3 protein-coding genes are annotated in these 22,658 nt (G+C 64.6%); all 3 read left to right on the forward strand.

All coding sequences use genetic code 11. The features are described 5' to 3' along the window. The first annotated feature begins 255 nt into the window (after positions 1 to 255). Genes PI739_RS04065 through PI739_RS04075 form a run of 3 tightly spaced genes read left to right on the forward strand, consistent with a single transcriptional unit; the run spans position 256 to position 22,609 of the window. Positions 256 to 9,321, forward strand: a complete 9,066-nt coding sequence (locus tag PI739_RS04065) for a non-ribosomal peptide synthetase (RefSeq protein ID WP_271351494.1) — start codon at positions 256 to 258, stop codon at positions 9,319 to 9,321. Then, positions 9,318 to 13,430, forward strand: a complete 4,113-nt coding sequence (locus PI739_RS04070) for a non-ribosomal peptide synthetase (RefSeq protein WP_271351495.1) — start codon at positions 9,318 to 9,320, stop codon at positions 13,428 to 13,430. The genes PI739_RS04065 and PI739_RS04070 overlap by 4 nt, the downstream gene beginning before the upstream one ends. Next, positions 13,427 to 22,609 carry a hybrid non-ribosomal peptide synthetase/type I polyketide synthase gene (locus PI739_RS04075; protein WP_408637155.1) on the forward strand — a complete coding sequence of 3,061 codons (9,183 nt, stop codon included), beginning with the start codon at positions 13,427 to 13,429 and terminating at the stop codon, positions 22,607 to 22,609. Before PI739_RS04070 ends, PI739_RS04075 begins: the two co-directional genes overlap by 4 nt. Positions 22,610 to 22,658: the final 49 nt, after the last annotated feature.

Genomic DNA, 22,658 nt, shown 5'->3' on the forward strand with positions numbered 1-22,658 from the left:
TCAGTCTCGTCAACGAGCCAGCCACCCCCCTTTCTGTAGGCGAGTCGCGCCTTGCCGCGTTCGTCTGTCATCCCTCTGCGATCCCCCCGAGCGCTTGCATGTCAGGTCATGACATGAGCCCGAGAGCCCGCGCCGCACCTTCTCCCTGAGTCTCGATGTTCATCCGGCATTTCTCATGCCGTGCCTGACGGGCTTGCTGCTCTGCGCTCCCGTCTGCTCATAAAAAAATAATCTGCTCACGGACGGTGATTTCTGATGGTCGACCAATCTTCCTCGCGCGGGACGGGCTTCGCTCATCCTGATACAGAGCAACCATTTGACCAAAACCAGTGTGTGCACGGCCTTTTCGAGGCACAGGTGCAGCGCAAGCCTGCCGCCATCGCGGCACGCTTCGAGCTGGACACGCTTGACTATGCGACGCTCAATACCCGTGCCAACCGTTTGGCCCACTACCTGCGCAGCCTCGGTGTCGGGCCGGATGTGCGTGTCGGGATTTGCCTGGAGCGCTCGCTGGACATGCTGGTCGGCGTGCTCGCGGTACTCAAGGCGGGCGGTGCCTACGTGCCGCTGGACCCCGCGTACCCGAAAGCCCGTCTGGCACACATGCTGGCAGACAGCACGCCACGCGTACTGCTGAGCCATGCTCCGGCGCGCGCGGCGTTGTTGGCGGCGCTGGAGAAGGTTGGAGTCGCAACGCAGGTGCTCGATCTGGCCGATAGCCGGCTGTGGGCAGCGCAGCCGACGCACAACCCTGACCCACACGCGGTTGGTCTGACGTCCCGCCATCTGGCGTACGTGATCTACACCTCGGGCTCCACCGGGACGCCCAAGGGGGTCATGGTCGAGCACCGTGGGCTGATCGCGGTCAGCGCCGCCTGGGAGCCGTTGTACGCGCTGCACAAGCCCCTCAATCACCTGCAAATGGCCGGGTTTTCCTTCGATGTGTTCAGCGCCGACCTGATCCGCGCACTGGGTTTTGGCGGCACGCTCGTGCTCTGTCCGCGAGACACGTTGATGGACCCACCTGCGCTGTATCGCCTGTTGAGCGAGGCGCGCATCGATTTCGCGGACTTCGTGCCTGCGGTGCTCAACCTGTTGCTGACCTGGACGCAGGAGGCAGGGCGCGACCTGTCGTTCATGAACACGGTGGTTTGCGGCTCGGACATCTGGACAGCGCACAGCGCGCGCCAACTGCGTGGGCTGTGTGGCGAGCCTGTACAAATCGTCCAAGCCTACGGTGTTACCGAAGCGAGCATCGACAGCACCTGTTTCGAGTTCGAGCCCGACAGCCACGTCGATGCGGTGCTGCCCATTGGGCGGGCGTTGGCCAACACGCGGATTTACCTGCTCGATACCGCTGGCGAGCGTGTTCCTCAGGGCGTGACCGGCGAACTGTACATCGGCGGCGCGGGGGTAGCGCGCGGCTACCTGAATTTGCCGGAACTGACCCGCGAGCGCTTCATCGACAGCCCGTTCGTGGCCGGTGAGCGGTTGTACCGCACTGGCGACCTGGCCCGCTATCGGGCTGACGGCCATCTGGAGTTTCTCGGGCGCAACGACTCGCAGGCCAAGCTGCGCGGCCTGCGCCTGGAACTGGGTGAAATCGAGGCGTGTCTGGCCGAGGTTGCCGGTGTGCGTGACAACGTGGTTGTGCTGCGCGAGGACAACGCGGGCGTGCCCAGGCTGATTGCCTACTTTCGCGAACAGACCGGCGCAGCGCTGACGCCCAAAAGCCTCCGCCAGCATCTGCAGCTCAGCCTGCCGGACTACATGATTCCTGCCGCGTTCGTACGTATGGACGCGCTGCCGCTGACCGCCAATGGCAAGCTGGACCGCATCGCACTGCCCGAGCCGGGGGATGACGCGTTCGATCGGCATGTTTTCGAAGCCGCGCAAGGCGCGCTGGAAATGGATATTGCGGCCATCTGGGCCGAGGTGCTGGGCGTCGAGCGAGTCGGTCGCCAGGATCACTTTTTTGCACTCGGCGGCCACTCGCTGCTGGTGATGCGCGTATTGGCCAAGGTTCGACAGACGCTGCATCTTGAGGTGTCACCCTCAGCCCTGTTTACCGCCCCCGTGCTGCAGCAGTTCGCCGAACGACTGAGCACTGCTCAGCAGGGCGACGCTCGTCCACCGATCATGGCTGTAGAACGTAGCGGGGCACACATGTTGTCGTCTGCTCAGCAGCGTCTGTGGTTTCTGGCGCAGATGGAAGGCGGCAACGCGGCCTACCACATGCCCTTGAACCTGCGCCTGCGCGGGCCGTTGCAAGTGGCCGCGCTGGAGCGCAGTTTCAATCAACTGGTGGCCCGCCACGAGGCGCTACGCACCACGTTTTTCGCGGTCGAGGGCGAGGGGCGGCAGCGCGTTGCGGCGGCGGGAGCGATCATTCCGTTGCCAGTCATCGATCTGCGCGGCGAGCACGATGCCCAGGCGCGTCTGCTGGCGTTGATCGACGCAGAGGGCAGCAAGCCGTTCGACCTGGCGGTGGGGCCGTTGATACGCGTCCGCCTGGTCAAACTGGCCGATGATGATCACGTGTTGTTACTGACCCAGCACCACATTGTTTCGGATGGCTGGTCGATGGGCGTGCTGACCCGCGAGTTGGGGCTGCTCTACGCAGCGGCTATTCAGCAACCGGCCGCGCTCGGGCAGTCCCTGGCACTGCCGCCGTTGCCTGTCCAGTATGTGGATTACGCGGCCTGGCAACGCCAGTGGCTGTCCGGTGAGGTGCTGGACGCGCAGCGGTGCTACTGGCGTGAAACCCTGAGCGGTGCGCCGCTACTGCTGGAGTTGCCCACCGATCACAAACGTCCGGCGGCCCAGGATTACCGCGGCGGCTTCGTGCCGCTGGTCTTTGACCGCGCGCTGACAGCACGGCTCCGAGTGTTGGCTACGCAGCAGGGCACCACGTTGTTCATGAACCTGCTGGCGGCCTGGTCGCTGCTGCTGATGCGTCTGTCAGGGCAGGATGACGTGGTCATTGGTGTGCCCTCGGCGAACCGCAGCCAGCATGAGCTGGAAGGGTTGATCGGGTTCTTCGTCAATACCCTGGCCCTGCGCATGACCCGCTCCGGCAGCCCGACGGTGGCCAACTGGCTGCAACAGGCGCGCAACGTAGCGCTTGCCGCTCAGGAACATCAGGACTTGCCGTTCGATCAAGTGGTGGAGTTGCTCAACCCGCCGCGCAGTCTGGCTTACAGCCCGGTGTTCCAGGTGTTGTTCGCCTGGGAGCAGCATCAGGATTCGGATCTGGAGTTGTCCGGGCTCGACGTCAGCGTGCTGCAAAGCGTCCAGCCAGTGGCCAAATTCGACCTGCAACTGGCACTCAGCGAACGTGACGGACAAATCGTCGGTGGCCTGGAATACGCGTCGGGGCTGTTCGAGCCGGAGACCGTGGTGCAGATGGGCGACTACCTGCGCCGCCTCCTCATGCAGATGGTTGAGGACAGCGAACAGCCGCTGGCGACGCTCGACCTGCTCAACGCCGAGCAGCACCGACGGATCGTCCACGACTGGAACCGCACCGAGCGCGAAACCTCGGCACAGCCCGATTGCGTCAAGCGCTTCGAAGCCGTGGCGCAGCACACACCCGACGCCGTGGCGTTGCTGGCCGATGAGCGAGCGCTGACTTACGCTGCGCTCAATCTGTCTGCCAACCGCCTGGCGAATTACCTGATCGAGCAGGGCGTGGGTCCCGAGCAGCGCGTGGGGCTGTGTCTGGAGCGCTCGCCGCAGATGATCATCGGCCTGCTGGCCATTCTCAAGACCGGCGCCGCTTACGTGCCGTTCGATCCGGCATATCCGGCCGAGCGGCTGGCGTTCATGTTCGCGGATGCCGCTCCAAGCCTGCTGCTGACCCAGACTGCACTGCGTGCCGGTCTGCCGCCATTGCCCGACACGCTGCCGATCTGCTGCCTCGACGTGGAGGCGCAGCGCTGGTCTGGGTATTCCGAGGCCAACCCGCAAGTCCCCGTCAGCCCCGGCAACCTGGCTTACGTGCTCTACACCTCCGGCTCGACCGGGCGGCCCAAGGGCGTGGCGCACAGTCGTGCCGCCCTGGATAACCTGATCGCCTGGCAACTGGAGCAAACGCCTGCGTCACAACGCGTGCTGCAATTCGCATCGTTGAATTTCGACGTGTCGTTTCAGGAGATCTGCAGCACGTTGTGCCAGGGTGGCAGCCTGGTGCTGATGAGCGAAGCCGGCCGCAAGGACCTCGCTGCGCTGCGTCCGACGCTGGTGGCCGAGGGCGTACAACGGGCGTTTCTGCCGTTCGCCGTGCTTCAGCAACTGGCCAGTTTCACTGAAACCGGCGCGTCGGTGCCGATGCCCTTGCCAAAGGGCGGCTGCGAAATCATCACCGCTGGCGAGGCGTTGCTCGTCAACGACGAACTGCGTGCCTTTGTCTGCGGCCTTGGCGGTGCACAACTGCACAACCAGTACGGCCCGACCGAAACCCACGTGGTCAGCCAGTTCAGCCTGAACTGTGACGACGCCACGCAGTGGCCGGACGCACCGCCGATTGGCCGGCCCATCGCCAATGCGCGTTTGTATGTGCTGGACGGCGACCTGAACCCGGTGCCGGTCGGCGTGGCAGGCGAGCTGTATATCGCCGGTGCGTGCCTGGCCCGGGGTTATCTGAATCGTCCGGACCTGAGCGCTGAACGCTTCCTGCCTGACCCGTTCAACCCACTGCCTGGTGCGCGCATGTACCGAAGCGGGGATCTGGCGCGGTTCCAGGCCGACGGCAATGTGCAGTACCTGGGGCGCATCGACCAGCAGGTCAAGTTGCGCGGTTTTCGCGTCGAGCTGGGCGAGATCGACAGCCTTCTGCACCAGCAACCCGGTGTGCAGGAAGCGGTGGTGCTGCTGCGCGAAGACGTGCCGGGCGACAAGCGTCTGGTGGCCTACGTGGTGGGGCCTGCAACCGCCGAAACGCTGCGTGCCGAGCTGCACCGCCACCTGCCGGAACACATGGTGCCGACGGCCTGGGTGGCGCTGGCGCAATTGCCGCTGACCCGCAACGGCAAGCTCGACCGTCAGGCGCTGCCGGTGCCAGAGCGGCAGGCCGCCAGTGCCTATGTGGCACCGCGCGACGAGACCGAGCGGCAGATGGTGTGCATCTGGGCCGAGGTGCTCAAGTGCCAGCAGGTTGGTATTCACGACAACTTTTTCGAGCTGGGCGGGCATTCGCTGCTGGCCACACGGATGATCTACATGATCAACCAGCGCATGGGCGCGCAACTGTCCCTGAGCAGCCTGTTCAAGACGCCGGTGCTGATGGACCTGGCCGAGCAGGTGCGGCTCGGGCGGGGTGACGGGCCTTCGCTCGACACACCCTTTGCCCCGATTGAAGCTGATCGCAGCGCACGTTTCGCGCCGTTTCCGTTGACCGACATCCAGCAGGCGTACTGGTTTGGCCGCGAAGCGTCGGTCAGCCTCGGCGGGGTCAGTGCCCACGGTTATGAAGAGCTGCGCATCCCCGGCCTTGATGTGCCACGTTTCGAGCAGGCGCTGAACCGCATGATCCAGCGGCATGACATGCTGCGCGTGGTGTTCCTCGGCGACGGCACGCAGCAGGTTCTCGACAGCGTGCCGACCTACCACATGCCACGCAACGATCTGCGCGGCCTGTCCGCCGACGCCGCGCAGCAGGCCCTGCAAGACACCCGCGAACGTCAGTCCCATCAGGTCCTGGACGCCGGTCGCTGGCCGTTGTTCGAGTTCAGTCTGTCGTTGCTCGATGAGGGCATCAGCCATCTGCACATCAGCCTTGATGCCCTGATCGTCGACGCCGCGAGTACGCAGATTCTGGCGCGCGAACTGATGGCATTTTATGCCGACCCGCAGTTGCAATTGCCCGAACCGGGTCTGACCTTTCGCGATTACGTGCTGGCCGAGCAGCGCTTGCGCAATGACAGCCGCTACGCACAGGCGCTGGACTACTGGCGCGAGAAGGTTGCCACGCTGGCACCTGCGCCGGACCTGCCGCTGGTGTGCCAGCCGGAAAGTATCAGCCAGCCGCACTTTACCCGCCGCGACCGCGAGCTTTCAGCGCTGCAGTGGTCACGGCTCAAGGAACTCGCCAGGCAATTTGCCGTGACGCCGTCGGTGATGCTGCTGACCGCGTTCAGCGAAGTGCTGGCGCTGTGGAGTCGGCAGCCGCGCTTCACGTTGAGCCTGCCGCTGTTCAACCGCATGCCGCTGCACCCGGATGTTGATGAAATCATCGGTGACTTCACCTCGCTGGTCTTGCTTGAGGTCAATCTCGACGGGGCCGCGAGCTTCATCGACAAGGCGCGTGCCGTGCAGGCACGGCTGTGGCAAGACATCGACCATTCGGTGGTCAGCGGGGTGCGCGTGCTGCGTGAATTGTCCCAGGCCCGTGGCGTGCAGCAGACCGCCATGCCGATCGTGTTCAACAGCACCCTGTCGGAAGCCGCGCCGGAGCTGGCCGAATTCAATCTTGCCGACGCCCTGAATGCCGAGCACATACACAGCATCACCCAGACCCCGCAGGTCTGGCTTGACCACACGTTGCTGGAGCTGGAAGGGCGCCTGCTGTTCAACTGGGACAGCATCGACGAGTTGTTTCCGCAAGGCCTGATCGAACAGATGTTTGTCGCCTACAACGCGCTGCTGGATCGCCTGCTGCAGGCCGATGCCTGGAGCGCCGGCACGGTGGACCTGATACCGCTGGCACGCTTGCCGGTGCCCGAGGCCGGGCCCTTTGACTCGGCGCTGATGCACGAACTGTTCGATCGCCAGGCACTCGCTGCGCCGGATGCGCTGGCGGTCATCGGCACCCAGCGGCAGTTGAGTTATCGCCAGCTGCGAGCCGAAGCGCGGCAACTGGCGGCGCTGCTTCAGCGTCGCGGCGTGGTGCCCAATCAACTGGTCGCGGTGGTCATGGAACGGGGCTGGGAACAGGTCGTCGCGACGCTGGCGATCCAGTACGCTGGCGGGGCCTACCTGCCGCTCGACCCGGCACTGCCGACCGAGCGTCTGGAGCACATCCTGCAACGCGCCGAAGCCAGCCTGGCGCTGACTCAGCCGGCACTGCTGCAACGTGTCGAGTGGCCGGCGCAGGTCCAGGTGATCAGCGTGAGCGACCCGATCATTGCCGACGCTGGCCTTTGCGATCAGTCCGAATTACACGCCGTGCATCTCACCCCGGACGATCTGGCCTATGTGATTTACACCTCGGGTTCGACCGGTCTGCCCAAGGGCGTGGTCATCGATCATCGCGGTGCGGTGAATACGCTGCTCGACATCAACCGGCGCTTTGCCGTCGGCGCTGCGGACCGGGTGCTGGCGGTTTCGTCGCTGAGTTTCGACCTGTCGGTCTATGACTTCTTCGGCACGCTGGCCGCTGGCGCGGCGGTGGTGTTGCTCGAACCGCAGCAGGCCCTCGACCCGGCGCACTGGCTGAAGCTGATCGAGCGGCATCAGGTCAGCCTGTGGAATTCGGTGCCAGCCTTGTTCGGCATGTTGCTGGAGTATGTGCAAGGCGAGCGCAGCGCGTTGCCGTCGTGCCTGCGCGTGGCGATGCTGTCAGGCGACTGGATTCCCCTGACGCTGCCAGAGCGTGCCTGGGCGCTGCAGCCGGCGTTGCAACTGATCAGCCTTGGCGGGGCGACCGAAGCGTCCATCTGGTCGATCCAGTATCCGCTGCAGCAGGTCGACCCCGCGTGGCGCAGTATTCCCTATGGCAAGGCGCTGGATCACCAGCGCTTCTATGTGCTGGATGACGCCTTGCAGGTTCGCCCGACCTGGGTGGCGGGTCAGTTGTATATCGGCGGTATTGGTCTGGCCAAGGGCTATTGGCGTGATGAAGCCCTGAGCGCCGGCAGTTTCTTCGCCCACCCGCTGACCGGCGAACGTCTGTATCGGACCGGCGATCTGGGGCGCTGGCTGCCCGACGGCAATATCGAGTTTCTCGGGCGGGAAGACACCCAGGTCAAGGTCCAGGGGCACCGCATCGAGCTGGGCGAGATCGAAGCGGCGCTCAATCGCCATCCCGGCGTGCAGAGCGCCGTGGTGCGGGTGCTCGGCGAAGCGCTGGGCGAGAAGCGGCTTGCGGGTTATGTACTCAAGGCCGATCCCTCGTTGCAGGCCCTTGATTTTGCCCAGTACCTGGCAGACAAACTGCCGGCCTACATGGTGCCGACTTCGTTTACCTTCGTGCAGGAGTGGCCGCTGTCGGCCAATGGCAAGGTCGACAAGAAGCGCCTGCCGCAGCCAGCGCAGATTCAGGATGCCGGCCCCGCGCTGGAAGTGGAGGGGCCACAGGAGCAACAACTGGTGATGATCGTGCAGGGCGTGCTCAAGCGTGCTTCGATCGCTGCCGACGCCAATTTGCTCAACCTGGGCGCCACCTCGATCGACATTGTCAGGATCAGCAATGCGCTGTCCGGCGAACTGCAGTTCCGTCCCAACGTTGCGCAATTGCTGGCACAGCCGACCTTGCTCAACCTGCTCGGCATGTACCGCCGGAATCTGGCCAACGGCAGTGTGGTCGACAGCGTTCGGCAGCGCGCGGGTTCGTCCGAGCAGGTGATCGAGGATCCGCAGCAGCGGGCGCGCTTCAAGGCTGACCAGCGCGGTCGGCGGACGTTCACCCCAGAGGTTGCGGCGCTGAATCTTGCGCGTCCGGATGATCCGGCGTTCGCGCGGCGCTTCAGCGATTACCGCTCGGTACGCCAATTCGCTGACCGACCCATTCCGACCGAGGCGTTTGCCGGGTTACTGGCCAGCCTGGCGCAGGGGCAATTGCACGGCGAGGTCAAATACCAGTTCCCGTCCGCAGGCGGCCTGTACCCGATCCAGTGCTACCTGTACGTCAAACCGCAGCGGGTAAACGGCGTCGCTGCCGGCGCCTATTACTACGACCCGGTTCAACACCGCCTGCTGATGCTCGACAGCGAGCCGCTCGACCCTGACACCTACGATTATTTCGTCAACCGCCCGGTGTATGAAAACGCCGCGTTCTCGCTGTTCTTCATCGCCGACATGGCCGCGATCCGGCCGCTGTATGGCGAGCGCAGTCGCGACTTCTGTCATATCGAAGCCGGGGGCATGGCGCAATTGTTGACCATGACGGCGGTGGAGCAGGGCCTTGGCCTGTGTGGCATGGGCTCGCTCGAAGAGCAGCAATTGTCGGCCCTGTTCGACCTGGGACCGAATCATCAGTTGATCTACTCGATGGTGGGCGGCCTGCGCACTGCCGACGAACAACGCCGCGCGCAGGTCGAGGCGTTCGCCTCTTCCGCGGATCAAACGGACGACGCCAGCGACATGGAGGAGATAGAGATATGAATGCCTATCAATTGCTGGAGTTGTTCGGTCGCCACGCCGTGGTGCTTGAAGTGGACGGCGAGAAACTGCGTTGCAAGGCGCCGCGCGGCTTTCTGAATGACGAGATGTTGCAGGCGCTCAAGCAGCACAAGGCAGAGCTGATTGCCTTGCTGAGCGGCACCGACCCGGCCGCGATTCCTCGGCGTGCCGCCGGGCAAACGGCTGTTCCGCTGTCGTTTTCACAACGCCAGCTGTGGTTTCTCGATCAGATGGAACCGGGCAATGCGTTCTATAACGTGCCCACTGCGGTGCGGCTGAAAGGCGTGCTGGATGTATCGGCGCTGGAGCGGGCGCTGAACGAATTGATCACGCGCCATGAAATATTGCGCACCACGTTTGCCAGCGTGGACGGCGAGCCACGGCAGATCGTGCACCCGGCGATGCCGCTGGTGATGCCACGTGTCGACCTGCGTAACCTGTCGCCGACGGCGCGCCAAGCGCAGGTCAGCATGGCGGTGGAGCAGGAGGCCAAAGCACCGTTTGACCTGGCCGGCGGCCCGTTGCTGCGTGCCTCGCTGCTGCGTTTGGCGGATGAGGAATATCTCTGGTTGTACAGCGTGCACCACATCATCGCCGATGGCTGGTCGATGGGCGTGATCCTTCAGGAAGTGAGTACCGTGTATGGCGATTTTCTGCGCGGTCAGGCGTCCAGTCTGGCGCCGCTGGCGGTGCAGTACGCTGATTACGCCTGCTGGCAGCAACAGCGGCTGAGCGACGAGGCGCTGGCCGGGCAACTGGACTTCTGGCAGCGCACGCTGGCCGACGCGCCACCGCTGCTCGACATGCCCGCCGACCGGCCGCGTCCGACCGTGCAGCGCTACGTCGGGGCGACCTTCAGCTCGACGGTCGACGGCACCACCTTGCGTGCGCTCAATGCGCTGGCCAGACAGACCCAAGGCACGCTGTTCAACGTGCTGATCGGCGCGCTGTCGGTCCTGCTCTGGCGCCACAGCGGTCAGCGGGACCTGTGCATCGGCACGCCATTCGCCAACCGCAGCCGTCCCGAAATCGAGCCGCTGATCGGCCATTTCGTCAACACTCAAGTGATTCGCCAGCGTCTCGATCCGCAGCAGACCTTTGCCGAGCTGTTGCGCGAAGTACGCGCCACTCTGCTGGATATCCATGCGCATCAGGATGTGCCTTTCGACCGCGTGGTGGAAGCCGTCAACCCGCAACGCGATACCGCGTATTCGCCTCTGTTTCAGGTCATGATGGTGTTGCAGAACACCCCAGGCAATGCCGCACAGATGCCGGGCCTGAGCATGACGCCATACGGCACCGGGAGCGCCACGGCCAAGTTCGACCTGGCGTTCGAATGGGTTGAGCGCGACGGTGTGCTGAGCCTGCTGGTGGAATACAACACCGACCTGTTCGACCAGACCAGCATTGAGCGCCTGAGCGGGCATTATCGTCAGCTGCTGGAACAGGTGGCGCTGAACCCCAAGCAGTCTGTGGGTGCTCTGGCGCTGATCAGCGATGCCGAACGTGAACAGATTCTGAATGAGTGGAACAGCCCGGCACCGCTGGCCCAGCCCGTCGACTGCGTGCATCGCCTGATCGAGGCTCAGGTCACGCGTCGGCAGGCCGAGTGTGCGGTCATTTTCGAAGGTCGATCGCTGAGCTACAGCCAGCTCAACAGTCAGGCCAACCGCCTGGCGCATCACTTGCTCACCCTCGGCGTCGGCCCGGATGTGCGCGTGGCGGTGTGTATCGAACGTTCGCTGGAACTGCCGGTGGCCTTGCTGGCGGTGCTCAAGGCCGGGGGCGCCTATGTGCCGCTGGACCCGGATTATCCGTCAGGGCGCCTGCGGCATATTCTCGATGACACGTCCCCGGTAGTACTGCTAGCCCAAGGGCCGACGCGCAAGATCCTGCGCGAGGCCCTGCAAGGTGCGGATTTCGAGGTGCCGATCCTCGACGTGCAGGCCGATGCCGTGCTCTGGGCCGAGTGCCCGTCGGACAATCCGCAGCCGCAGCGTGTCGCGGTGAACGCCGACCATCTGGCGTATGTGCTGTACACCTCCGGCACCACGGGGCTGCCCAAGGGGGCGATGGTCACGCATCGCGGGCTGAGCAACCTGCTGCTCTGGTGTCAGCAGTTCTGCGGCGAACGCGGGAGCATGCTGCACAAGATTCCATTCGGTTTCGACGCTTCGGCCTGGGAGATCTTCTGGCCGTTGCTCACCGGGGGCAGGCTGGTCATCGCCCGTCCCGGCGGGCATTTCGAGCCCGGTTACCTGGCGCAGGTGGTACGCGAACAAAGCGTCACCGCGATGGTGTTCGTGCCGGCCATGTTGCAACTGTTTCTGGAGGTCGAAGAGGTCAGCGCCTGTCACACCCTGAAGGATGTGTTCAGTGGCGGCGGGGAGCTGTCGCCCGCAGTGGCCAGGCTGTTTCAGGCGCGTCTGCCACATGCCCGCCTGCATAACGTCTATGGTCCGACCGAAACCACAGTGATCAGCAGTGTCTGGACGCTGGAGCCCGGTGCCGACGTTCCGCCGCGCCAATTGCCCATTGGTCGGCCCATCGCCAACACCCGTTTTTACGTGCTCGACGAGCGTGATGCGCCGGTGCCGGCCGGGGTCACCGGTCAGTTGCACATTGGTGGTGTCGGCGTTGCACGGGGTTATCTGGGGCTGGACGAGCTCACTGCCGAACGGTTTATCGATAACCCGTTCGTTGCCGGTGACCGGTTGTACCGCAGCGGCGATCTGGCGCGTTATCGTCCGGACGGTCAGTTGGAGTTTATCGGTCGCAACGACTTTCAGGTCAAGTTGCGCGGCATTCGCCTGGAACTGAGTGAAATCGAAGCGCGGCTCGACCTGTTCCCCGGTATTCGCACCAGTGTGGCGTTGATCGTCGGTGACAGCGCGCAGAACCAGCGCCTGGTGGCGTGCTGCGTCACCGACAGCGCAGTGGACGAATCCGCACTGCGTGCGCACCTGGCAACGACCCTGTCCAGCGCCGTCATGCCCAGCGCTTATCTGTGGCTGGACGCCTTGCCGCTGACGGTCAACGGCAAGATCGACCGTGCCGCCCTGGCGGCACTGGCCGATCAGGATCTGGCCGACCGGCAGGTCAACCTCGGCAGCCCCAGAGACCATATCGAGCTGACCCTGTATCAGATCTGGAAAGACCTGCTGCTGGTGCCGCAGATCGGCATTCGCGACAACTTCTTCAACGTCGGCGGGACATCGATTGCGGCGATCAAGATGGCCTACGAAATTGGCCGGGCGTTCAGCGTCGAGGTGCCTGTGCGTGTGATCCTCGGCCACCCGACCATCGAGGCGCTGGGCGGCTGGCTGCGTACCGGCGCCAGCCTGGCCGCGGCGCAGGACAACCTGATCGAATTCCGGCGCGGTGCCGGGCAACGCAACGTGGTGTGCATTCACCCGGCGGGCGGCACGGCGTTCTGCTACCTGTCGCTGGCCAAGGAGCTGCCGGAAAGCATCGGTGTATACGGTGTGCAATCGCCGGGGTTGAACCCTGGAGAAAGCACCGAGCCGAGCGTTGAAGCAATGGCCGACGCCTATCTGCGGCGGATCGCAGCGTTGACCTCACAACCGCTGGTGCTCACCGGGCTGTCGTTCGGTGGTCTGGTGGCGTACGAAATGGCCCGGCTTCTGACGGCTGCCGGCCATCGTCAGGTGACGGTGGTGCTGCTCGATACCCAGGGTTCGGATGACCCGGGGTTCCGGCAACAGATCGGGACGGTGGACATGGCTGAGTTCCGCGACAAACTGGTGCGCTTCAACGGCATGTACCCCGGCATCGAAGACGCGCAGGTCGAGCGGTATTTCCATCTTTACAACCACAACCGTCTGGCTATGGCCGCTTACGAGTGTGCGCCACACGCCGGACGCATCGTGTTGATTCAGGCCCGTGAAGGCTTCAGCCGCACGCAGTTGCATGAGCTGCGCAGCTTCTGGCGTCGCCGCGCGGGTGACGGTTACAAGGCCCGGCTGGTGCACGGCGGGCACTGGGACATGCTGGAAAGTGCCGAGGTGCATCGTGTCTCGCAGACGCTCAGGCAAGAGTTGCAACGTTTCGACACGCAGGAGGCGCGATGATGAGTCGGCACGAGGAGAATATCGCCCGCAACTCCATGACCCTGCTGTCGCGTTTTGCCGAGCAGGTACGCCGTAATCCTCAGGCGCTCGCCGTAATCGACCGGCAGGTACGGCTGACCTACGCGCAATTGGCCAGCGCCAGTGAACGCATCGCCAAAGGGCTGCTGGCACAAGGCGCAGGCCCTGCGGAGCCGATTGCCCTGTGCATACCGCGCGGCTGGCAATGGGTCGCCACGATAATCGCCGTGCTGAAAGTCGGGGCTGTGGTGGTGCCGCTGGATCGGGCCAGCCCGGCCCGGCGTCGACAGCTGATGCTCGACGACGGGGGTTGCGTCGGGCTGGTGACCCTCGGCGAAGACGCGGACACCTTGGCAGCGCCACAACGTGGCTGGTACGTCAGCGTCGAAACCCTGCTGGAATTCCCCGATCAACCGGCACTGCCGCTGCCCGAGGATTTCGCTGCGTCGAGTTTCCTGTTCTACACCTCAGGCACCACCGGCACCCCGAAGGCTGTGGAGGTGGGCGAGCGCGGCCTGTTGCGTCTGGCCCGGACCGACGGCTGCCTCGACATTCGCGCAGGCGAGCGCGTGGCCTGCCTGTCCAACCCGGCGTTCGATGCCTGTAATTTCGAACTGTGGGCACCGCTGCTCAACGGCGGTTGCTGCGTCATCATTGCCGACGCAGACCTGCAGGACGCGCAACAGCTGGCCAGCGTGCTGGAAACGCAGCGGGTCGACAGCCTGTTCATGACCGTTTCGCTGTTCAACACCTTGAGCGCAGATAACCCCACCTGTTTCGCCAGCCTGCGCCAGGTGCTGATCGGCGGTGAGCAGGTCAGCGCCGCGGCGGTGCGTGCCTGGTATCAGGCCAATCCCGACAGCCGCTGCCGGATTTTCAACGCCTACGGACCCACTGAATGCACCACCTTCGCCGTGTGCTATCCGATCCCCCGCGACTTTTCCGGTGATGCGGTGCCGATCGGTCGGCCATTGCCCGACACCGGCGTGCAAGTGCTCGACCCGCAACAGCGCCCGGTTGCTCAAGGCGAGGCGGGTGAGCTTTACCTGAGCGGCAGCGGGATCGCACGCGGTTACCGCAACCGTCCCGCAGAGACCGCGCAGCATTTCCTGCGCCTGCCGACAATCGAGGCCGGTGACGTGCTGCATTACCGAACCGGCGATCAGGTGCGGGTCAATGGCGACGGGCTGATCGAGTACCTGGGGCGGATTGACCGTCAGGTGAAGGTCCGCGGTTTTCGCATCGAGCCGGGCGAGGTCGAGCAGCGTATTCTGGAGCACCCGAAGGTGGCGCAGGTGCATGTCTGTACGCGCAGGCAGGCAGCTGAAGACCACCAGTTGCTGGCCTTCATCGTGCCGCGCGAAGCGCTGGACTATCGCGATTTCGATCAGCACCTGCGCGAAAACCTGGCGGTATGGATGCGCCCGCATCAACTGTTTGTGCTGCAGCGCCTGCCGTTGACCCGCAATGGCAAGATCGATCAGCGTGCGCTGCTGGAGCAGCCCTTGAAGCCGTGGCGACCACAGGCCGGTTCACGTCCTGACGAGCAACACTCGCCCACGCTGGACTGGCTGCTGACCCGGGCCCGCAGGTTGCTGGCGCAACCTGAGCTGAACGGCGAGGATGACTGGCTGGGCAGCGGCGGCGACTCGCTCAAGGCCATGCGTTTGCGCTCTGCAATCCGCACACACTGGCGCCGGGAAATCACCCTGGGTGCGCTGCTGAGCGAATCGTTTTCGGCACTGGCCGAGCGCCTTGGCGATGATCAGGGTGCGGAATCTGCCTATCCGCCCGCGCCGCCCGTCAACCGTTCAGGGCGTGCGCCGGCCACTGCCGAGCAAAGTCGCCTGTGGTTGATGCAGCAGCGCGCGCCGCAGGCGACGGCCTACAACGTGCCAATCATCCTGCACCTGGCGGCAGGCGTGGAGCTGAACGCATTGGCCGACGCCGTGCAGCGCCTGCTGACCCGGCACAGCGGGCTGCGCACGGCGTTCGTGTCCGCTGCTGAAGGGCTGCATCAGCAGGTTCACCAACGGGACGCGGTGTGCCAGAGCTTTGCCACAGGAGCGTTCAGTGAACAGACCTGGCGCAGCTTTGCAGCCCTGGTGTTCGGTACACCTTTCGATCTGGCAACATCGGCGCTGTGTAAGGCCTGGCTGCTGCCGTTTGCCGATGGCAGCTGTCGCTTGCTGCTGAACCTGCACCACGTGGCCATCGACGGCTGGTCGATGAACCTGTTGTTCGATGATCTGGTGCAACTGTACGACGATGCGCTGCAGGGGCGGCCGAGTGCCGAAACCTCGCCCGGTCTGGGCACGCTGGAGTTCGCACTCTGGCAACGGCAATGGCGTGTCGACCCGCGTTACCGCGATCAGCGCCGCGCCCTGGCCGGGTTGCACCGTCAGCACCCGGCGCCTTCGCCCGCGCTGCTGCCGGTTCGTGAGCCAGACCCGCAGGCACGGCTCTATCGTCAGCCGCTGGGAGCCACGCGCAGTGCTGCACTGGATCGGTTTTGCAGCCGCCAGCGCGTCACTCGTTATGAGGTGCTGTTCAGCGTTTATGCCTGGAGCATTTACGCCCTGACCGGTTGTGAACGGCCACGCATCGCCAGCCCGGTATCCAACCGTCCGCTGAGCGAATTCGAAGACGCAATCGGGATGTTCGCCAACACTGTGCTGATCCCCACGGCGTTCGACGGCGACAAGGCGCTCGACCAGCAGCTGCATCAGCAAACCGCCACGGTGCGTGAGGTGCTGGCCTTGCAGGACGTCGCTCTGGCGGACCTGGTGGAAGACCTGCGGCTGTCGTCGAGCAGTGCGCTGTTCGATTTCATGTTCGTGCTGGAGAACACCGACTACGCCAGGCTGGCCCATACCGGCCTGCGGGCCACGCTGGAATTCAACGAGACGGTGCAGGCCAAGTGCCCCCTGACCTTGCTGGTGGTCGATGCCGGGTCCCAACTGGAATGCTGGTGGGAGTACCAGTGCAGTTATTTCGATGCGGCACAAATGGTCGCCGTCAATCGGCTGTTGCAACAGGGGCTTGATCTGCTACTGGAGAAGCCGTCGGCCACCCTCGATGCGCTGCTCACGCCTTACCGCTTCAGCCTGCCGCCCGCCAGTCAGGGCGGCAGCGCTGAGCCGCCGTTCAACACCGTGGCCGACTGGTTCGCCTATCAGGTCAGTTGCACGCCGGATGCTCCGGCACTGGTCGCCGATCAGCAGTGCATCAGCTACGCCGAACTGGATGCACTGGCCGATACGCTGGCGGCCACCCTGATCGAGCAGTGTCCGTTGCCGGAGGAAAATGGTGCGCCGCTGCAAGTGGTCCTGTACCTCGAGGCGTCGGTCGAGCACATCGTGGCCTTGCTGGCGCTGGCCAGGCTCAACCTGACGGCTGTGCCCCTCGATCCTGGCTATCCGCTGGCGGTGCAGCGTCAGGTCATGCAGCAGGCACAACCCGGCTGTGTGCTGTACAGCGCGGCCACCGAGGCGGCACTGGAGCAATTGAACGCAGACCGACAGATCTGTCATCGGGTCGACCTGAGCGCTGCGGCACGACCGTTCGAGCGTCGCCGTCACGCGGGGCAACGACCGTTGTACACGCTGTTCACGTCCGGTTCGACGGGCACCCCGAAAGGGGTTCAGGTGCCGGACCGGACCCTTTGCAATCTGTTGCACTGGCAGCGCAATGAGGGGCAGTTGCCAGCGAAGTCAGTGACCCTGCAATTCTCCATGCTGTCGTTCGATGTGTCGTTTCAGGAGATTTTCAGCACCCTCTGCGGCGGAGGCTGTTACCACCTGATCAACCCGCGCTGGCGGCAGGATGCCCAGGCATTGCTGAGCTATCTGGTGCAGACGCGCATCGAGCGGTTGTTCCTGCCATGCGTGGCCTTGCAGCATCTGGCGCAGACCGCTGTCAGCCAGGGCGTGTATCCGCAGGCGTTGCGCGAAGTGATCACGGCGGGCGAGCAACTGCTGTGCACCGAGGCATTGCGCAACTGGTTCGGCGGCATACCCCAGGCACGGCTGTTCAATCATTACGGCCCGACCGAAACCCACGTGGTCAGCGCCTGGCGCTTGCCTGCGGCGGTTCAGGACTGGCCGCTGCGCGCGCCGATCGGGCGTGCAGTGAGCAATGCACGTCTGCTGCTGGTGGATGAACACGACCGGCCGGTGCCGCGTGGCAGTCAGGGCTATCTGCTGGTGGCAGGGCCGATGATTTCGCGCTGCTACCTCGCTGACCCGGTGCTGAATGCCGCGCGCTTTGTCGAGTTGCCGCAAGCTGAGGGCATGACCCTGTTCTATCGCTCCGGGGATCTTGCGCGGGCTGATGAAAACGCCTGCCTGCACTACCTGGGTCGGGACGATCAGCAGATCAAGATCAGTGGCCAGCGTCTTGAACTGGGGCAGATCGAGGCCGCGCTGATGCAGGTCGCTCAGGTGAGCAACGCGGTGGTGGCCACGCAGGGTGAGCCGCCCCGGCTGGTGGCCTGGTTGCACAGCGAGGGTACGCTGCCCGATGCACAGCAGTTTGACCGACAGATCAGCCTGCACCTGCCAGCGCATGTGCGTATTGACGAGTACCGGCGGGTTGTCACCTGGCCGCGCACGCCGAGCGGCAAGGTTGATCGCAGGGCGCTGGGAGATCTGGGCGAGGTGTTGCAACGGCAGCGCACCGGGCTGCCTGCGGCGCCGTTGAGCGCACTTGAACAGCAATTGAGCGAGTTGTTCGTGGCGGTCATCGGTCGCGACATCGAGCCTGATCAGACCTTCTTCGAAGCCGGCGCCACCAGCCTTGGCCTGATGCGCCTGCACGCCCGTTACAACGAAGCACTGCCGCAGCCGGTGGCAATGGCAGCGTTGTTCGAGCATGTCAGCGTGCGTCGCCTGGCGCAGCATTTGTCCTTACCAGCAGGGCAAATGCCCGCGGCTGCTGAGGGCAATGAGCGAGGTGCCAAGGCTGGCGAACAACCCATGGCGATCATCGGCATGTCGGTGAATGTGGCCGGGGCGAGCAACCTCGCCGAGTTCTGGGCGATGGTCCAAGGAAACCGGTTGGGCATCGAGCAGTTCGACGCCGCCGAAGGGCTGCTCGGAGCGCGCAGTCAACTGACCGGCCTGCTGGATTTCGATCCCGAGTATTTCGGCATCAGCCTGCAGGAAGCACGGTTGATGGACCCGCAACAGCGGCACCTGCTGATGGGCTGTGTGCAGGCATTGCAACATGCCGGGCTCACGCCCAAAGCCGACGGTCCGCGCATCGGCCTGATCGCCAGTTGCGGCGAAACCACGTATTTCCAGCAAATGCTGCGAGAAACCGCTGAGGGTGATCTGCCGGACGGCTTTCAGATGGCGCTGCACCACGACAAGGACTTTCTGGCCACCAAGGCGGCTTACCACCTCGACCTCGGCGGCCCGGCACTCAGCGTCCAGGCGGCATGCGGCAGCTCGCTGATTGCCGTGCACCTGGCGGCGGCGATGCTGCGTCAGGGCGACAGTGACGTGATGTTGGCCGCCGGGGTGTTGATCGACCCGACTCTGACCGATGGCTACCGCTATCGTCCACAGCACATTTTTTCCCGCGACGGGCTGTGTCGCCCGTTCAGTGACGACGCCAGCGGCACCATCGGTGCCAGCGGTTATGGTGTGGTAGTACTTAAACCGCTGGACCGTGCCCAGGCCGACGGCGACCGGATCTACGCACTGGTCGAAGCCTCTGCGCTGAACAACGATGGCCGCGCCAAGATGAGTTACACCGCGCCGTCGGTGGCGGGGCAGAGTGCTGTGATCAGCGAGGCGTTGCGCAAGGCCGGGGTCAGTGGCGCCGACATGGGCTACATCGAGGCCCACGGTACCGGCACACTGTTGGGCGACCCGATTGAAGTGGCTGCCTTGACCAAGGCGTTCGGCGCGGCGCCGGCCGCCAGTTGCGCACTGGCTTCAGTGAAAAGCCAGGTGGGTCATCTGGGCGCGGCTGCCGGCGTGGTCGGGTTGATTCGCGCGACGCTTGCCGTGTTCCACGGAGTGATCCCGCCCAACCTCGGCTTTGCCCGAATCAATCCTCAAGTCGATCTGCAGCGCTCGCCATTCTACATACCCAGCACCTCACGGCCCTGGCCCGAGGGGCGTCGGCGTCTGGCCGGGGTCAGCAGTTTCGGCATCGGCGGCACCAACGCGCATGTGATTGTCGGCGCCGCGCCGCAGCAGACAGACCGCGTCGAGGATTGCCCGGCGTGCCTGCTGCTGTCAGCGCACAGCCGTACTGCCCTGGAGCGGGACATGCTGGCGATTGAAGCCTGGCTCAACGCCTTTCCCGAGCAGCAGGCCGCGTTGCTGCGTTACCTGCAAAACGGTCGACGCGCGTTGCCCTGGCGCTTCGCGATGATCTGCCCGCCCGGTCAGACGCCGCGCCTGCAAGCCTCGTTGATCCAGGAGGTGAAGCTTTCTGACGTGCGAGTAAACGCCAGCGAGCATTCGCCGCAGGCTCTGCTGGACGCCTGGTATGCGGGGGCCAGTATCGAAGGGTCGACCGGTTCGGCGCCGCCACCCTGGGACTTGCCACCGTCGGCATTCGATCTGCAGACCTTTCGCTTCAAAGCGGCCGCTCGCACCGAACTGCAGAAATCGTCAGTCGTCGAGCGTCAGCCGCTGGCGGACTGGTTCTATCAGCGTCAGTGGCAGCGGGTAAACCGTCTGCGTACAAACCCGACTGGCGAGGGTCGTGAAGTGCTGGTGGTGTGCAGCCATGAGCGTCTGGATGCCACCACGCTTGGCAGCCTGCAGAGCGTCTATCGGCACGTCATTGAGGTGCAGGCCGGCAATGGCTACCAGCAGCTTGGCCTGAATCGTTATGAGCTCGACCCGCTGGACCCTGTGGCGTTGGGTCGACTGATCACTGCGCTCGATCAGAGTGGGCAGACGGCGACCGAACTGGACTGGCTGCATGCCTTGCCGCTGTCGGTGGGCGGGGCGGTTGACGAGCAAAGCCTGGCGGCCGCGCAATGGGCCTGTCTGGATACGCTCAGCGCGTTGTTGCAGGCCTGGGGGCAGAACGCACAGAAGACCGCCCTGCGGCTCTGGCTGCTGTCCTGGCAAGCGTGCCCGGTGAACGGCCAGGTCATGCGTCCGGAACTGGCGGCGCTGGCCGGTATCACCGAAGTGGCGCCGCAGGAGTACCCAATACGCTGTCACTGGCTGGACCTGCCCACGGCGCAGTTGAGCACCCAAGCTCCGCACCTCGCGGCGCTGCTTGCCGAACCGGCGTCGCTGCCGCGACGCATGGCCATTCGTGATGGTTATCTGTGGCAGCCACAGCTGCTGGCCAGTCCGCTGGCGGCTCCGACGGCGGCTTCGAATCTGCTGCCGGCGAACGGCACGTTCCTGGTGCTGGGCGGCACAGGCGGCATCGGTCGTACCTTGTGTGAACACCTGCTGCGATCCGGCCAGCGCCGGGTAGTGCTGCTGTCGCGAGGTGGCGGGTGCCCGAAAGAACTGGACGCCTATGCTTCGCGCATCGACAGCATCGCTGCGGATATCGCCGACCTGGCGCGCTGGCCCACGGTGCTGGAACACTTGCGTGAGCGTTATGGGCACTTTGACGGCGTGATTCACGCGGCTGGCACCGGAGCAGGCAGTCTGATCCGTCAGCGCGATGCCCAGGTGCTGTCTGGGGCGATGGCCAGCAAGACCCGCGGCATGCTGGCGGTCGAAGCGTTGATCAAGCAGATGACGCCTGGGTTTGTGCTGTACTGCTCTTCGATGTCGGCACTGTTCGGCGGCGCCGGGCACCTGGACTATGCCGCCGCGAGTGCCGTGCTTGACGGTTTCACCCACTACCGTGCACACGCCGAAAATGGCTGTGTGCGTCTGGGCATCAACTGGGACATCTGGCGCGATGTCGGCATGGCCGCTGCCAGTGGTGTCGGGGATGACGCGCATCAGCGACACCTGGCGGTCGGCATGTCGGCACAGGAGGGTTGCTGGGTATTCGATGCAGCCATGACGGCTCAACTGCCGCAACTGCTGATCTCGACCACCGATCCGGACACGGCGCGACAGTTTTACCCGGTTCGCCACAGCGCAGGTTCGACGCTGGCCGACACTGCGCCAGTGCTGGCGGCAGACACTGCAGCGCCGGACCGTCTGCCCGAGCATCTGCATGACTGCCTGTGCAAATGGCTCGGCGTGAGTGTGCTGCAGCCGGATGCTTCGCTCTATGAGCTGGGCGCCGATTCTCTGACCCTGCTGGACCTGATCGACGAACTGCAGGCCGCGACTGGCGTGGTCTTCCAGTTGTCGCAGTTCAGCCACAAGGTCAGCCTGGCCGAGGTGCTGGCGCTGGTGCGGACGTCAGTGCCCGAACCGGCTGCGGACGAAAACCAGTGGGCTGATGCAGTGAGGATCGATCAGTGGCATGCGGGCGCGGGCCGCGAGCGCCTGTATCTGATTCACCCGGTGGGTGGCGACGTGCAGGCGTATCGCGAGCTGGCCTCGGCGCTGCACCCTGATCTGGGCGTGTGGGTGATCGCCGATCCGGCCTTGCGCCTGCCCGAACTGCCGAACATCAGCGTGGATGAGCGCGCGCAGCTGTATCTCAAGGCGTTGCAGGCCCATCACCCCGACGGCACGGCATGGCGTCTGGCTGGCTGGTCGTTCGGCGCATGGGTGACGCAGGCGATGTGCAGCCTGCTGACGGAGGATTGCGAGCAGCCGTTGTTGTACCTGATCGATCCCCCCGCGCCGGATGCGGGTAACGAGCTGGCGCAGATCGGTGAAGCGCAGATTCAGCAGGTCTTCCAGCGCGAGTTTTCTGCACGGCGCGGCCTCAACACAGCCACCGGCACGACCAGCGAAGACACATCGCGTTACCTGCAAAGCCTGATTGTCTGCTGCCAGAACAACATGGCGAGCATGGCGGGCCACCGGCCCGTGGCGTTGTCGCGCACTCCCGTGCGGCTATTCATTGCCACGCAGCCCAATCCTTATGGCATGGGCAGCGCCTGGCGGATGGCCGATCTGCAGCGGGCCTGGCAAGGGCTGTTGCCGCACCTGCTGAGCTGGCAAGCACTGGACACCGATCACTACGGCATTGTCGCAGCGCCCTGGGCGCAGGTGATGGCCGAGATGATCAATGCCGATCTGTCGGCGGAGCAGGGCTGAACGTCAGCGGCAGGCTTTTCAGGCGGGGCTTATGTCCCCGCAAACGAAC

Source organism: Pseudomonas cerasi (assembly GCF_027983475.1).
In the GTDB taxonomy this organism is placed as follows: Bacteria; Pseudomonadota; Gammaproteobacteria; order Pseudomonadales; family Pseudomonadaceae; genus Aquipseudomonas; species Aquipseudomonas cerasi.